14 protein-coding genes are annotated in these 12,695 nt (G+C 51.5%); 10 read left to right on the top strand and 4 right to left on the bottom strand.

All coding sequences use genetic code 11. The features are described from left to right. Positions 1-61 precede the first annotated feature (61 nt). The gene (locus PFAS1_RS29695) at positions 62-601 is read left to right on the top strand and encodes a hypothetical protein (RefSeq protein ID WP_076027839.1); all 540 of its coding nucleotides are present in this window, start codon (positions 62-64) and stop codon (positions 599-601) included. A gap of 96 nt (positions 602-697) precedes the next feature. Here the strand turns inward: PFAS1_RS29695 and PFAS1_RS00650 are convergent, their stop codons facing one another. After that, the gene (locus PFAS1_RS00650; protein ID WP_076027838.1) at positions 698-1,711 is read right to left on the bottom strand and encodes an acyltransferase family protein; all 1,014 of its coding nucleotides are present in this window, start codon (positions 1,709-1,711) and stop codon (positions 698-700) included. 388 nt (positions 1,712-2,099) lie between these two features. Between PFAS1_RS00650 and PFAS1_RS00645 the strand changes: the two genes are divergently transcribed. Further along, positions 2,100-2,741, top strand: a complete 642-nt coding sequence (locus PFAS1_RS00645) for a 3-demethoxyubiquinol 3-hydroxylase (RefSeq protein ID WP_232252185.1) — start codon at positions 2,100-2,102, stop codon at positions 2,739-2,741. Between the two features lie 181 nt (positions 2,742-2,922). Next, positions 2,923-3,267 (top strand): cupin domain-containing protein, encoded by a 345-nt coding sequence (locus PFAS1_RS00640; RefSeq protein ID WP_076027837.1) that lies wholly within the window; start codon positions 2,923-2,925, stop codon positions 3,265-3,267. A 58-nt stretch (positions 3,268-3,325) separates the two neighbouring features. Here the strand turns inward: PFAS1_RS00640 and PFAS1_RS00635 are convergent, their stop codons facing one another. Next, on the bottom strand, positions 3,326-4,021 hold the full coding sequence (locus tag PFAS1_RS00635; RefSeq protein WP_076027836.1) for an FMN-dependent NADH-azoreductase: 696 nt from the start codon (positions 4,019-4,021) through the stop codon (positions 3,326-3,328). Positions 4,022-4,128: 107 nt separating this feature from the next. On the opposite strand from PFAS1_RS00635, the gene PFAS1_RS00630 reads away from it, so the two are divergent. Continuing rightward, positions 4,129-4,983, top strand: a complete 855-nt coding sequence (locus PFAS1_RS00630; protein WP_076027835.1) for a LysR substrate-binding domain-containing protein — start codon at positions 4,129-4,131, stop codon at positions 4,981-4,983. 48 nt (positions 4,984-5,031) lie between these two features. Next, positions 5,032-5,202: a hypothetical protein gene (locus PFAS1_RS00625; protein WP_335720571.1), complete on the top strand. Its 171-nt coding sequence runs from the start codon at positions 5,032-5,034 to the stop codon at positions 5,200-5,202. Positions 5,203-5,352: 150 nt separating this feature from the next. Here the strand turns inward: PFAS1_RS00625 and PFAS1_RS00620 are convergent, their stop codons facing one another. Both PFAS1_RS00620 and PFAS1_RS00615 read right to left on the bottom strand, forming a co-directional pair. After that, positions 5,353-5,796 carry a DUF6130 family protein gene (locus PFAS1_RS00620; protein ID WP_074877990.1) on the bottom strand — a complete coding sequence of 148 codons (444 nt, stop codon included), beginning with the start codon at positions 5,794-5,796 and terminating at the stop codon, positions 5,353-5,355. Positions 5,797-5,985: 189 nt separating this feature from the next. Then, positions 5,986-6,258 (bottom strand): hypothetical protein, encoded by a 273-nt coding sequence (locus PFAS1_RS00615; protein WP_076027834.1) that lies wholly within the window; start codon positions 6,256-6,258, stop codon positions 5,986-5,988. 801 nt (positions 6,259-7,059) lie between these two features. On the opposite strand from PFAS1_RS00615, the gene PFAS1_RS00605 reads away from it, so the two are divergent. From PFAS1_RS00605 to PFAS1_RS00585, 5 genes are all read left to right on the top strand, one after another. After that, entirely contained in the window at positions 7,060-9,084 is a 2,025-nt protein-coding gene (locus PFAS1_RS00605; RefSeq protein WP_076027832.1) for a phosphotransferase, read from the top strand. Continuing rightward, the gene (locus PFAS1_RS00600) at positions 9,065-9,358 is read left to right on the top strand and encodes a hypothetical protein (RefSeq protein WP_076027831.1); all 294 of its coding nucleotides are present in this window, start codon (positions 9,065-9,067) and stop codon (positions 9,356-9,358) included. The genes PFAS1_RS00605 and PFAS1_RS00600 overlap by 20 nt, the downstream gene beginning before the upstream one ends. 164 nt (positions 9,359-9,522) lie before the next feature. After that, on the top strand, positions 9,523-10,185 hold the full coding sequence (locus tag PFAS1_RS29375) for a TauD/TfdA dioxygenase family protein (RefSeq protein WP_156886691.1): 663 nt from the start codon (positions 9,523-9,525) through the stop codon (positions 10,183-10,185). After that, positions 10,182-11,159: a hypothetical protein gene (locus tag PFAS1_RS00590; RefSeq protein WP_076027829.1), complete on the top strand. Its 978-nt coding sequence runs from the start codon at positions 10,182-10,184 to the stop codon at positions 11,157-11,159. The genes PFAS1_RS29375 and PFAS1_RS00590 overlap by 4 nt, the downstream gene beginning before the upstream one ends. A gap of 173 nt (positions 11,160-11,332) precedes the next feature. Next, positions 11,333-12,691 carry an MATE family efflux transporter gene (locus PFAS1_RS00585; RefSeq protein ID WP_076027828.1) on the top strand — a complete coding sequence of 453 codons (1,359 nt, stop codon included), beginning with the start codon at positions 11,333-11,335 and terminating at the stop codon, positions 12,689-12,691. Positions 12,692-12,695: the final 4 nt, after the last annotated feature.

Here is a 12,695-nt window from a genome sequence, read left to right as displayed (position 1 = left end):
TTGAACTGTCTGGGGCTTAAAGCGTCATAACAATCGCGATATCAACCCTATGGAAGCCATCATGCTTTTGAAGAATAAGAGTCTCATTGCTGTTATGTCCTGCGCCTTGATGCTGGCAGCCGCTCCATTACTCCCTGTTGACCTGTCCATCATGAGCTCCGCCTCTGCGAAAGACGGTGGTGGTGGTGGTGGTGGTGGTGGTGGTGGTGGTGGTGGTGGTGGTGGTGGTGGTGGCGGCGGTAATGGCGGTGGTAACGGGGGAGGCAACGGTGGTGGTAATGGCGGTGGCCACGGCGGCGGTACAGGCGGCGGCCATAGCGGTTCAGGTCACTCCGGCGGCGCTAACAGTAACGGCCAGGGCAAAGGACTGAGCAGCGATCATGCCGGCAAGGCTGTTCGCGACCATGGTGAAAGCGGAAACCACTATGGCAATGATCGCGGTGATCAGGGCCATGGCCAAACGACTTCAGGTATCGCTCAATCCAAAGATACTCGCGGCGTGACCAAGGCCAGTGCAATCTCGACCTCGACTCCAGGCGATCACAACACCAAAGGGTTGAGTAAAGCCGGAACGTCGGTATCGAAAAAATCCCATGATTAGCCATAACGGCTGACAAGAAAGTACACCCAAAACGGGCGCCCACAAGGCGCCCGTTTTCGTTTGTTCCGCTGCTTGAACCGGCAATCGACAGTGGATTCAACTGACCGATGTAACAGACTGGCTAGCGACTTTCTTGGCAAATCGCTTACCAAAAGCAATCCACCATTTTTCATAATAAAAGGTCGAGATATGCGCGGTGATAAAAATGGCGGCGAACAACAAAGGGCGCTTCAAATATTTTATGACGGTGTCTCCGCTACCCAGCCAGGTATGTATTAGCAACGGATGAACAACGTAGAGCGCATACGAGATAGTGGCGATATAAAATAGAGCGCGATTATTCAGAAGTTGGGCAATCAGTGTCCGGCTATTGAGTAACGTGCTCCCCACCATTGCTGCGGCAAGGTAGGGGCGCAAGTAGTTCATGAAGCCCGCATCGGGATGACAGGACAAAACAAATAGAAGGCCTAAAAATACTTGGGTGATCCACGTTTGTGCCGGAAGTTTGACAAGGATATTGCCCAGTCTGTTGTTATATATCAGTGCCAGTATGCACCCGGAAAGTATTTCGTCGATGCGGTAATAAGTGTTGATTGCGACATGGACTTCATTCATGACTCGATACATCGTGACGGCAATGCAGAGAACCGGGATCAGCAGTACCCACTTGTTTCTCATCAAAACCACCAGCAAAGCGATGGCGAAATAAAACTGGACCTCCATGCACAAACTCCATAGGTGGCCGTTGACACTGCCAAGCCACATGGGCGGCCAGTTGGCGACGAACAGAAAGTTTGCGATGTAGGCATCCGGAGTGCTGTTCATGACGGGTAAGGCAATGAGCATGTACAACCAGGCGAGCGGCACAACCCGAAAGATTCTGCGGATTAAAAAATCAACGACGCTGCTGTTGTTGAGCAGGAAATTTGTAATCAGAAAACCCGACAGGGTAAAAAATATAGCCATTCCCATAACGCCTGCGGCGGCATTGAATTGCCAAGCCTTTGGGCTGAGTGGTAGCAGGTGACACGCCAAGACAAGCAGGATGCTTATGCCGCGCCATCCATCAAGTACGCTGAATCGAGAGCCCGCTACGGAACTATTATTCATATTGGCATCCCGCTCTTGGGTCGATAGAGGGCATCCGATAAAGGCAGTGCTGCGACTGAAAACTGTCTGAATTCATATAAAAACCCAGTAGTTGCAGCAGTGAAGAACACATGAAAGCAGACCATTTAAGCCTGTAGTCTAGGACACCTTTTGCACTTCACCCTTTACGCCATGAAAAAATTCCAGCCGCAAGGAGTTGGTTAAATGACCGGGTTTTTGACGTTGCTTGTTTGACGTTGTTTAACAGCATGGCGATAAGTGAAGGCCCGCCTTTTTGGTAGGCGGCTTTTGGCCGATTTTTGCCTATCGTGACTGACTGAACTCGACCCAAAGCGGTCGGTCAGCTGCTTAAAGATCGGCCAAATCGACGATGGTGAGGGGCCGCCCTGTGAACTCACTTGCTTATCTGCTTGGCGTTACAGCACGATGCTGGCTCAAGAGCAAGGACAGGCCCGATGACCAAGCCCCTCGAACAAGAAATCTCAATGTGAATTCACCAGACTACACGGCTAAGGGCGAAGACCTCGGCAACCGCATGATGAAGGTCGACCATGCGGGCGAGCATGGTGCGATCTGTATCTACAGCGGACAGTTGTTTATGGCCCGGCTTTTCGTCCCAGGCATGGTGAATGAACTTAAGGAGTTCCTCTCCCACGAGCGCCGCCATCGGACGGTTTTTCAGGAGGAGCTGCAACGTCGCAATTATCCCCGCTGCCGTAGTTATTGGTTGTGTGGCATCGGCGGTCTGGCGTTGGGTCTGGTTACTGGCATCTGTGGCCGCAAAGCCATTGTCGCCACTACCGTCGCGGTTGAAAGTGTGGTGCTCAAGCACCTGGCGCATCAACTTGATGTGCTGGGCAATATCGATCTCCACGCGGTGGCGGCCATTACTTCGATTGTGGAGGAGGAGCAGCACCACCATGACCACTCAGCAGCGCAGATTGATGTGCGCGATCCCTGGTTTAGGGTACTGACACCGATGGTAACTGCATGGACTGAAGCGGTAATCTGGATGGGTATGCGTTCTTAGAAAGCAGGTGTAATTATCCCGTTTCACTGCCGCAATCTTTTAGACAAATGACTGACCGCTCCTGGCCGATGACAGCCTGTCGCGCAGCAATGCAATCGACCCTTTGTCGCCTCCCGCCTGATCACGCCTTTTGGGGTCTCTACTTCTAGCTAGGCCCTGTACGTACAGAGGAGCGCGCGCGATGAGCAATGAACAGTCTGCACCTGAAACGACAGGCGTTACGGTGCAGTTACTCGCAACGATTGACCTGGGGCCTGAGATCGAGGGGATGGCAGGGCGCCAACTCAGGATGCGCAGGGTGACCATCGAGCCCGGAGGTGTCTTCGGGCCGATTCACAACCATATCGACAGACCAGGCACCGTCTACATTCTGCAAGGCACGATCACTGACCATCGTAATGGGGTCGCCACGGACTATGGACCGGGAGTGGGCTGGCCCGAGGACAGGAACACCACCCACTGGCTTGAAAACAGAGGCACGATTGCGGCGGTGGAGATCTCGGTCGATATCGTCAGGCAAGCGTAAGTACGCCTCACTTGAACTGAGCAACCCGTCAGTACTGACTCGGGCGGGGGCGTGGTGGCTATTCAAGCTTTTCGGTTTGCAATGAATCGTTGTGCAACCGTGAGGCCTGAAGCGTCGGCGACAAACTGTCTGCCAGACGCCTGGCCTGCTGAGTCGCGTCCTCACGCGCACGCCGATCAACGTCTTCCCCCAGGATGGTTTTCTCCACAATCACCGAATGCACATCCGTGACGCCGATAAAATTCAGCCAGGCTTCCACGTAGGGCTTCTGGAAGTCGAAGCGCTCCGCCGGGGTGCTCGACTGCGCCGAGAAATCCAGGCCGCGGGCGTACATCACCACGGCGAGTTTGTTGTGCAGCATGCCCTCCAGACCGCGTTCCGGGTCAACGCTGAACAGGATGTCTTTCTGCGATACCAGGTCGATGAAGTGCTTGAGTTTGTACGGGATGCTGAAATTCCACAGCGGCACGGACATCACCAGCACATCCGCGCGGTGCAGGTGACTGGCCAACGCTTTCAACGTGTTCCAGGCGCCTTGTTGTGCAGAGGTCAACGGCGTGCCATTGAGCCCGGCGTACTTGGCCTCCATGGCCAGATCATCGAACTCCGGCAGCGTCATGTTCCAGAGGTCGAGGGTGATGATTTCGGTGTCCGGGGTGTTGGCTTGATAACGCGCAATGAAACTGCGGGCGACTTCAAGGGAAGCCGAACGCTGTTTACGTGGAGAACATTGAATATGCAGAAGAGTCGTCATGACACACCTTGAATGATGAGGAGGGCAGGGCAGGTGTGAGCATTGCAACATAGTTGAATTTGAAATATAAATCGTAAATTCAGACTCAATTGATCACGTATAAAACTATGTTCGACCCTCTGCTGCTCAAAACCTTTGTCACCGTCGTCGATGAAGACGGCTTCAGCCGTGCCGCCCAAAAGCTGCACCTGACTCAGTCGGCGGTCAGTGGCCACGTACGGCGATTGGAAGAACAGATCGGCAAACCCCTGTTGACGCGCACCACCCGTTCCCAGCAACTGACGGCCGATGGCGAACGCCTGGTCTCTTATGCGCGCACGATCCTCGCGCTGAACCGCGACGCCTGGACCGACCTCACACGCACACCGTTTCACGGGCGATTGCGGATCGGCGTGTCCGAAGATTTTGTCGAGCCTCGATTACTGCGCACGGTCCAGGATTTCGCAGCGCAATACCCCGGGATGAAAATCGAAGTGCAGGTGAACATTCCGGGTACGTTGCTGGCGTTGATGAAGCAGGGGCATCTGGACGTGGTCATCGGTTCGCTGTGCGAAACCAGCGAAACGGGGCTGTTGCTATGGCAAGAACCGCTGGTGTGGGCCTGGTCGGCGCAACCCGTCGCCCGGTTACCCACGCCGTTGCCGCTGGCCCTGTTCCCCGAGCCGTGCCCTTATCGCGAGGCCGCGCTGACCAGGCTGGCACAGGCGGGCATCGCCCAACGCACGGCAATGTTGTGCAGCAGCACCGCCGGATTACGGGCGGCGGCCCTGGCAGGCTTCGCGGTAGCGCCCATGCCACTGAGTCAGTTGGGGCAAGGACTGGCGGTGATTGGGGCAGAACAAGGGTTGCCGGATTTACCGGATGCGCAATGTCGGCTGTTCACCTCGCCTGACGCGGATCAGGCGATTGTGGCGGCGGTTACTCAGTTGATAGTGGAGTACTGCTCAAAGCGGAGGGTTTGATTGTGATTGTTCAAGTAGATGTCACCTTTTATCCGACTGGAGACTCACATGTCCGAAATTACCCAACTGGTCATTGCCCTGGTGCTGTTCTTTCTGTTTGATCGGTTTCTCAAGCCGTATCTGCTGCGCAAGTGGCTAGGGGTGGTGCTGGTGGTGGCTGGTGGTGGCTGGTGCGGTCGGCTGCGTTGCTGCAAGCCAGATCCGCGTGTTGGGCTTTGATCTGGGGTTGCTGTCAATCTTTGCCGTGGCGCTGGGCGTGGGGTTGTTCCTGAAGCGGCGGCGGTTCGAGCAGATCGGCTGAAGGGATGTAGGGGTTTATCTCGCAGTTGGCAGACAAGGGCATGACCCAAACAAGTCAGTCCCTGTTGATCATGGTTTTTTCTCCGGAACGATAAAACTCACTTCCGTACTGGTCAGGACCTTATGACTCGGATCAGCCACTTCAAGAAGAACCTTGTGAGGGCCGGGCGTCAGCCCGACCAAAATAATCGGGTCTTCACTGGTGTGCGCCCAAGTCCCTTTCCAATCGTCGACGGTCACGTGAAGGTGACTCAGGCGTGGTGACACCTCAACCGCCTCTTTGCCAAATACCGGCATGATCCTCGCGTGCTCTGCCCGATACTGGATGATGACAACGCCCCGGGCGAGCGGCGCGGCGAGCGGCGGATAGGCCATGAGTGTTGGCCCCGCCTCGGATTCCAACGGGAGTATTGCCGGTGGGTGATCGGTATCGGCTACCTGTTGGCCCCACGCGGCAATGCAAACAAACAGGCCCAGAGCAAGGGCGGATAGATTTCTGAGAGCCAGGGGCATGGTGTTTATCTCCCGGGTGATCTTATTCAAGGCTAGATCAAATCGGGCAGTTGTCTTGGCTTCCGGAAAAACAGTGACTTCATACGCGGTCTTTGCCTTTCTGAGGCAGGTCAGCCGTCTATTGGGGGCTAGGGACCACTTTGACCATGGACACAAAAAAACGGGCGCCATTGAGGCGCCCGTTTTTACTTACTCCTTCGCCTGCGCTCGCAAGCGTCGACCGATCACGTCCATCAAGTCACAGCCGTCGCGTAACGGAATGGCCAGCAGTTTGGAGAAGTCCGACAGCACCACCGTGTCGCAACCGAGTTCGGCGCGGAAGGCGATGTTTTCCAGCACCTGGGTGACCGTGCGAATGCGGTAATCGGCCATGGCTTGCAGGACGTCGAGTGGGGCTTGGGTGTCGATGAGCAGGGAGGCCGGGATCAGGTCGATTCCGGTGAGGGGCATGTATCTTTCCATAGGTGAAACTCCGAATCAGATTTGTGGGGACCGATTCGATCTGCAGGTCGCCAAACCTGGTCGCTTTGTGGGCGACGGGGTGACTATAGTTTTTATCGCTGCATGGGGAACAGGAGCGATTTCCGAGGTTTCTGTAGGACCGATATGGAAAGCAGGTGTGATTTTGGAGAGTATTTAGGCTCCCCAAAAAACGCAGCATCGCGGTCGTTCAAGGCAGTCAGCGTTCGCCGAAAGTAGTCTTTGGCGAACGGCTGGTATCGGCCAAAAGCGGACTTTGCGAACACATTAAATAAATCTGTGCCCTTTTCGCTGTTTCGACATCAACGCTCGAACGGTTAGCAAACTGCCTAGTGCGCACCTGCTCGTCGTGTTTATGCAGCGCCTCGGTATCGAGCTCAGGCGTCCGGGCATCGACGCGTTGATTTGACTCCATCTGCTCAGCTATGTGGTATAGCCACCGGCGGTTATTCCTGCCCCGACGAGCATCGCCCCTCCCCAGGTAACGATATTCCCAGCCTTGCAATGAACTCTCGAAGGCCTGTCACTAAGATCTGGCTTCATCCCATCACCTTATCCATGGCAAAAGTGAATTCGCACCCTTCACGCATTATTCGTTTTTTTTAAAGTTTTGCTAGACAACCAGCATTCACCCCTTTAGCTTCTGGGTAGTGGCTTTTTGCCAAAAAAAGCAAAACTTGCTGCAAGGCTATTTGATCAATCGAATTAAGTGCCTCAATTTCAGATGGTTGAGGCATTTCAACCAAGCTGGATTATTTTTCTTTTGTATTTAAGGAGCGAAGATTGAAGAAAATTGACCTCCATATGCATACCATCTCCACAATCAGCGACTCACACTTCGAATTCTCACTAGAGAAACTTAAAGAATATGTTGAGCTAGCAGAGTTAGATGCTATCGCCATAACGAATCATGACATTTTCGATCTTGCTCAGTTTAATGAAATTTGTGAAGCACTAAACTGCGTTGTCTTTCCCGGCATTGAGATAAACTTAGACGTCGGGCACCTCCTTCTAATTTCAGAAAACCATGATCTTGAAGACTTTAAACTTAAGGCGAATGAAGTAGCTAAGAAAGTGGTAGCAATCGGCGACTCAATCAATGTCGATGATTTGATGCGAATTTTTGGTGACCTTAACAATTATTTGCTTATCCCCCATTATGAAAAGAAGCCAAGCCTTCACACAGAAACTATTAAAAGACTTAAAGATGTAATTTCTGCAGGTGAGGTCGACAGTCCTAAAAAATTTGTTCGCATGTCAAAAGATGAAACCGAACTTACACCAGTAATCTTCAGCGACATGCGATTTTACGTGGGAATGACTAAATTCCCAACAAGGCAGACTTACATAGATTGCGGGGATATATCATTAAAATCGTTGAAGTTTGCCTTGCGCGACAGGAGCAAAGTAGCTCTCTCCAAGCTTGATGGAAATTCAATTTTCCAGGTATTCGAGGATGGACAATGTCTCTCGACTGGCCTAAATGTAATTCTTGGCGCTAGATCTTCGGGAAAAACCGAAACCTTAACCCAGATAAACAATAGCTGCGAAAATGTAAAATACATCCCTCAATTCTCTCTCGTACAAAGAGACGATGCCAACTACGAAAAAGAATTCAATGCAGATGTAACGCGCAAGAAAAGTATTTTTTCAGACAAGCACCTAGCTCCCTTCAAAACGGTATTAGACGATGTATTGAGTATCGACACTGAAATCAACAAACGAAGAGTCGCAGATTACTTAGATACTCTAATGAAGTCGGCTGAAGAGGCACAAAAATTTGATTCATTTTCCAGAGCTTCATTATTCAATGAAACCTTATTCGACTTAGGTGAGCACACTTCGCTCACCGAACTTGTCAGCTCAGTAAGGCAACTGATAGAAAATATCGAATTTAGAGACATCATAGACAAGTATATCGATACAAGCGCCCTAAAGGCACTCGCCTGCGAATTAATAGTCATCTTGTGGTCCAAAGCCTACGAGAGAAAAAAGAAAAGCTTGGTGAATGACATTATTCGCGAGGTTAAAAGCAAACTCCAACTAAAGACCTCAGCAACTCAGATCAAAGATGTCGATCTTTATAGAGTCATGTTTGAGCACAAGAAGCTTCTGAAGTTTAACGAAATCGCCAAGCTGCTTCAGGAAGAGAAAATAATATACCAAGAAAGCTTTCAAGGGTTTAAGGTCGTCTGTAAACAACGTGCGTTCCAAGGTGCAGGTGAAATCAAAAATGTTAGCGGCCAAAAGGTTGCTTTTAGTGATGCGTTCAGAGATTACGCACATCCGGCCAAATATCTTTCCAGCTTGAAAGCAAACGAAGCATTCACTCCTTCAGAATTTTATAAATACTTTGCATGCATTGAGTATGAAATTTTGAACAAAGATGGCTTTAAGGTTTCTGGCGGAGAGCGTTCTGAATTTAGACTATTGCAAGAAATCAAGGATGCTCAAAACTTTGACTATCTGCTTATAGACGAGCCAGAATCTTCATTTGACAACCTCTTCCTAAAGAGTGAAGTCAATCAGATGCTCAAGGAAATATCCAAAAGCATGCCAGTAGTTATTGTAACGCACAATAGCGTCGTAGGCGCGTCCATCAGAGCTGACTACATAATTTATACTGCCAAAGAACTTGAAGAAGAAAAGATAACATACAGAAGATATTCGGGGCATCCTTCAAGCAGAGAATTAATCTCAACCGACGGTAAAAAAATTAATAATTTTAAAGTCACCATGGACTCTCTGGAAGCAGGCGAATCCGCTTACATGGAAAGGAAGGCAGGATATGAAAATATTAAAAATTGAAAAAAGCCAAGGATACTATCGAGACACCGAAGGAAATTACGAAACCATTGACAAAATTGATAAATCCGTCTTATTAACACTCGTCAATCTAGCTCTTACCGACGATTTTGAAATTGATGAGTATAATGAAGAAGATCTAAAAAACCAAGCTCACCAGATAATTTACAAAAGCATTAGTAGCAAATTAATAGATTTGCATCGGAGGCGAAATCAATTTCGCGACGAGTCCGAGCGGCTATATCTAGAAGAGTACGAAAAATACAAGGTCAGTTGAATATCACCTCATTTAAGAACTCTGCCTTACAGATTGGCAGTTAATTTGCTCTATGCGGAAAAGTGCACTACAAAGGACGGAGACGTATTCCGAGTATGATCATACGGCCGCGACGGCGCTGAAACTGATAATCTCGAATATAAAACACTATAAGAGTCATAGGAATGGATTACAGTTACGATGGACTGCATGCAGCAATTCGCAATCATGGCTATGTTTCTTTAAACGCTAGACCTTCCATATCAGTTTCACAGGCTATGCAGGAACTCGCCTTGTATATGGGAGGTGCGGTTGTAGCCGGGCGAAATAGAAAGGTTTTAGAAACGTTGAAGACGCTGAGAGCCGATGAAGCTCCTCTAAGCTCGTTAAGTCGCTTTTCTGGAGCAGGTGCTCAGCCTTGGCATATTGACGGATCACATCTGCCGATACCGCCACGGTATTTGATTTTAGGCTGTCACTCGATTAATGGAGGCGGAGCACCCCCTACGCAGCTATTGAAAGTCAAAGATGCAGGGTTTCCACTCCTCGCAAGTCGCCGCGAAACTTTCACAATAAAGAATGGACATTCAAGCTTTTATTCCACGATAGCCAATACGGATCGAACGTGGATTCGTTTCGATCCGGCTTGTATGACTGCACATACAGAAGAGGGACGTACTATATTCGAGGAATTAGAGTTACATTCAGTTCAACCGTGTTTGAATCTGGAGTGGACAGTCGGTGTGATTCTTATAGTTGACAATTGGACAGTACTTCACCGCCGGGGTAATGCCTCTGGTATCGGTCATCGCACCCTTTTGCGCATCTCATTGAAGGATTGGATATGAATACAACTAGACGTGGAGCGACACGAACGATTCCGCCTGCACTTTCAGATGATGCGCTGTATGGCAAAGCAGCGCTCTACGCCCGGCGCGCGCTTGAGGCTAAGGAAGTTGACGCGGAGGATGCATACCAACTCTGGGCAACTTTGGCTCTTGAGTTGCTTGGTAAGTTCGCACTGGCAAGGATTCACCCAAGTTTGGTGGTGGACCCAAAAAATTCTAATAGCATGCTGGAAGCGTGCGGTATATCCACTGCTACGGCTGTTCGAACTATTGATGCCAATGAAGTGTTCCTGCGTCTTAAACATGTCATTCCTGGATTCAACTCCTTAGCTTATAACTCATGCAAAGATTTGGCCGATCGCCGCAATGCCGAACTTCATTCAGGGCACGCTGCATATATTGGGATCAGCTTGGAAGTGTGGGAGGGGAAGTTGTGGCATGCAGTGCGATTAATTTTGCAGGCGGCGAATAAAGATCTTGAAGATTTTATTGGCGGCGCGGCTGCAGAGAAAGAAGAACTCATTAATCATTTGTCTCATCTCAAGTGTCAATCTGCATTGCAAAAAATTGAGCATGCGCGAGACAACTTTAGCAAAGACGCCGATGGCAAGAGGCGTGCTCCAAAAACATTGGAAGATCAAAGATCTCAATCCGGGGAGCGCTCTTGGTGGCATCTTTATCGCCTAACAAGTGGAAGGTACGCTCGATATTGGACTCGGCAATGTCCCGCTTGCCAATGCACTGCAGTGTTGGGCGGGGACAAAGACTATGAAGAGCTGACGGATGATCAGGAGGAAGTGAGTCCTGGTTATGAAGAGATTGAGACCACTTATTCTCCAGCTGAATTCATTTGTGATCAATGCAATTTGCACCTTGTGGGCACTGATGAGCTTTCAGCTGCCGGTTTGAGTGAGGAAATTGTTGAAGTGGACGAGCGTGAGATTAGCTACGAACCGGACTATGGAAATGACTGACGCTTGCCTCCCGCGTCTACTGTTTGCGGGTGGGAGCGGTAACCATGAACGGCTGCTTTTGGCCGAAACCAGACATTACTCACGCTATTCAAATCTGCGAAATCGAATCGAGTGGTGCCCAGTCCTCTAGCGTAGAATTTGCAAACTGCGATCGCACCCGAGACGGACCCTCAATGCAAACCCCCTCAACCCAATACCCCCTCTGGAAAACCTACCTCCTTTTCCTCGCCCCCATGGTCCTCTCCAATTTCCTCCAATCCATGTCGGGCACCATCAACAGCATCTACATCGGCCAAATGCTCGGCACCCAAGCCTTGGCGGCTGTGTCCGGCATGTTCCCCATCGTCTTCTTCTTCATCGCCCTGGTCATCGGCCTCGGCGCGGGTGCGGGTGTGCTCATCGGCCAAGCCTGGGGCGCGCGTGAGCCGCATTTGGTGAAAACCATCGCCGGCACAACTTTGCTGTTAGGCGCGATGATCGGTCTGACAGCGGCCGTGCTCGGCAGTGTGTTCGCAAGGCCTGCCCTGGAAGGCTTGGGCACGCCGGCTGATGTTATTGACGACGCGGTGTCCTACGCCCACGTGATGATGTGGATCATGCCGTCGCTGCTGGTGTATGTGCTGTTCACTCAATTGCTGCGTGGGGTGAGCGATACGATGTCGCCGCTGATTGCGTTGGTGGTGTCGACGTGTATCGGGTTGGCGCTGACGCCGGCGTTGATTCGGGGTTGGTTCGGGTTGCCGATGATGGGGATTCAGAGTGCGGCGTATGCGGGGTTGGCGGGTAATTTGTCGGCGATGGGGTGGCTGGCGTGGCGGTTGATTCGCAAGGGGCATCCGTTGGCGCCCGATCGGGAGATGTTTGCGGCGATGCGCCTGGACCTGGTGATTCTCGGCAAGGTGTTGCGCATCGGGTTGCCGACCGGGTTGCAGATGGTGGTGTTGTCGGTGTCGGAGTTGGTGATTCTGGCGCTGGTGAATCAGCACGGTTCGCAGGCGACGGCGGCGTATGGCGCGGTGACGCAGATCGTCAATTACGTGCAGTTTCCGGCGCTGTCGATTGCGATCACGGCGTCGATTCTCGGGGCTCAGGCGATTGGGGCTGGGCGGCTTGAGCGGATGGGGCCGATTCTGCGCACGGGGCTGTTGATCAATGTGTGCCTGACCGGTGGTTTGGTGGTGTTGGGTTATCTGTTGTCGCACTGGTTGCTGGGGTTGTTCCTCACGGATGATTCCACCCGGGCGAAGGCGGAGCATTTGTTGCACATCATGCTGTGGAGCCTGTTGGTGTTCGGCTTCCAGGCGATTGTCGGCGGCATCATGCGCGCCAGCGGCTCGGTGATGGTGCCGATGGCGATTTCGATTTTTTGTGTGGTCGGGGTGCAGTTGCCGGTGGCGTATGTGCTGGACGGGCACTTCGGGTTGCAAGGGGTGTGGATGGCGTTTCCGGTGGCGTATCTGGGGATGCTGGTGTTGCAGACGGCGTATTACAAGATGGTCTGGCAGCATCAGAAGATCGAGCGGTTGGTCTAGGGGC

Origin of the sequence: Pseudomonas frederiksbergensis (assembly GCF_001952935.1) — a bacterium.
Taxonomy (GTDB): Bacteria; Pseudomonadota; Gammaproteobacteria; order Pseudomonadales; family Pseudomonadaceae; genus Aquipseudomonas; species Aquipseudomonas frederiksbergensis.
Note: the sequence above shows the minus strand (reverse complement) of the source record. Positions and strands in the feature narration are given on the sequence as shown.

Coding starts and splice junctions, on each gene's coding strand:
- PFAS1_RS29695 (WP_076027839.1), top strand. CDS start 62: ATGCTTTTGAAGAATAAGAGTCTCATTGCTGTTATGTCCTGCGCCTTG.
- PFAS1_RS00650 (WP_076027838.1), bottom strand. CDS start 1,711: ATGAATAATAGTTCCGTAGCGGGCTCTCGATTCAGCGTACTTGATGGA.
- PFAS1_RS00640 (WP_076027837.1), top strand. CDS start 2,923: ATGAGCAATGAACAGTCTGCACCTGAAACGACAGGCGTTACGGTGCAG.
- PFAS1_RS00635 (WP_076027836.1), bottom strand. CDS start 4,021: ATGACGACTCTTCTGCATATTCAATGTTCTCCACGTAAACAGCGTTCG.
- PFAS1_RS00630 (WP_076027835.1), top strand. CDS start 4,129: ATGTTCGACCCTCTGCTGCTCAAAACCTTTGTCACCGTCGTCGATGAA.
- PFAS1_RS00625 (WP_335720571.1), top strand. CDS start 5,032: ATGTCCGAAATTACCCAACTGGTCATTGCCCTGGTGCTGTTCTTTCTG.
- PFAS1_RS00620 (WP_074877990.1), bottom strand. CDS start 5,796: ATGCCCCTGGCTCTCAGAAATCTATCCGCCCTTGCTCTGGGCCTGTTT.
- PFAS1_RS00615 (WP_076027834.1), bottom strand. CDS start 6,258: ATGGAAAGATACATGCCCCTCACCGGAATCGACCTGATCCCGGCCTCC.
- PFAS1_RS00600 (WP_076027831.1), top strand. CDS start 9,065: ATGAAAATATTAAAAATTGAAAAAAGCCAAGGATACTATCGAGACACC.
- PFAS1_RS29375 (WP_156886691.1), top strand. CDS start 9,523: ATGGATTACAGTTACGATGGACTGCATGCAGCAATTCGCAATCATGGC.
- PFAS1_RS00590 (WP_076027829.1), top strand. CDS start 10,182: ATGAATACAACTAGACGTGGAGCGACACGAACGATTCCGCCTGCACTT.
- PFAS1_RS00585 (WP_076027828.1), top strand. CDS start 11,333: ATGCAAACCCCCTCAACCCAATACCCCCTCTGGAAAACCTACCTCCTT.